Raw genomic sequence first — 1,179 nt, 5'->3', positions numbered from 1 at the left:
GGATCCCTCACCGTGACAGGATGTTTGCAGGCATCCCGCTGATCTAGCGCATTGCCAGCGCGAGGCCGAGCATGGCGACGGCGAGTATAGGGAACAGCCAGTTAGTTACCTGAACCGCTGCCTTCGCGCCTCGTCCGGTACTGTCCGTCATCCCGGAGAGCGGATCGGTGATGTCGTTGTCGGCCTCCGAGCGGGATGACCGGATGGTATTCATGATTGAAAGTGCCACCATGACGAGAGCGCTTCCTATGAGCCATGGCAGCGGGTCGATCGCTAGCCATGCTTCGGCCTGGCTCTTAGGGGTCGCGAAGGCTGAGAGGAGGCCTGCCATGACGCAAGCAGCGGTGATTCCGATACAGGCCCAGATGCGCCGTATGAGGGCGTCGAGGTAGAGCGGCAGGAGGGCCAGGAGAACGACTGGTGTAGCGAGGAGAGCTAGCTGCGCTGGTGAAACCAGCAGCAGTTCCGACCGCGCCCAGGACACGACTGCCTGATTGAAGAGCAGGAAGGCCAGGAGCCCGAGCAGTGCCGGCCCCATCGCTTTTCGCACCCAGTCGTGCTTCGGCTCGGACGGGAGTTCAAGCGCCGCAGCGTAGTCTCGGGCTGGCCCGAACGCTTCCTCGGCCGGTTGGCCGGTATCACCCAGGAGCTCCCTGGCGCTTGCGATGGTGTCACCGATCGCGCTCCCGTGCACCTGGCGCACACGCAACTCCATGACGAGCTGGTCGAACCATTTCTTATCGTTGGTCTGCTGCGTCATGCGGGGATCTCCTTCGTGAGCCGCTTTGGGTCGAGGTAATGGGTGCTGGTGACGGCAAATCGGAGCCAGTCAGCACTTAGGCGGGTGAGTTCGGCGCGGCCCTGATCTGTCAGTGCGAAGTACTTGCGGCCGGGACCGCCGTCGCCGGCCCGCCATTCCGTGGTGACCAGGCCGGCGGTCTCGTACCGGGTGAGGAGCGGGTACAGGGTGCCGCCCTTTATGGAGCCGAACCCGTGGCGCTCGAGTTCGCTGATGATTGCGTATCCGTAAGAAGGCCCGGCGGATAGTGCGCGGAGGGCAAGGAACCCAAGCGTGGCCCGGAGCCAGTCACTTGGCCAGTCCGAGCTTCCCGGGGCTTGAGGAGCAGGGGCAGGAACATTCATGACTAGATTGTCTATCTAAGTAGTTGGCCTGTCAAG

At 63.0% G+C, this 1,179-nt stretch carries 2 protein-coding genes; both read right to left on the bottom strand.

The annotated features are described in order from the left end of the window. Positions 1-43: 43 nt before the first annotated feature. Positions 44-760, bottom strand: a complete 717-nt coding sequence (locus tag QK287_RS18395) for a hypothetical protein (protein WP_226775802.1) — start codon at positions 758-760, stop codon at positions 44-46. After that, complete coding sequence (locus tag QK287_RS18390) at positions 757-1,143, bottom strand: PadR family transcriptional regulator (RefSeq protein WP_282361132.1); 387 nt, start codon at positions 1,141-1,143, stop codon at positions 757-759. The genes QK287_RS18395 and QK287_RS18390 overlap by 4 nt, the downstream gene beginning before the upstream one ends. Between the last annotated feature and the right edge of the window lie 36 nt (positions 1,144-1,179).

Source organism: Arthrobacter sp. AL05, from assembly GCF_029960715.1.
Taxonomy (GTDB): Bacteria; Actinomycetota; Actinomycetes; order Actinomycetales; family Micrococcaceae; genus Arthrobacter.
The sequence above is the reverse complement of the archived record's forward strand: the minus strand, read 5'-3'. Positions and strand labels throughout refer to the sequence as shown.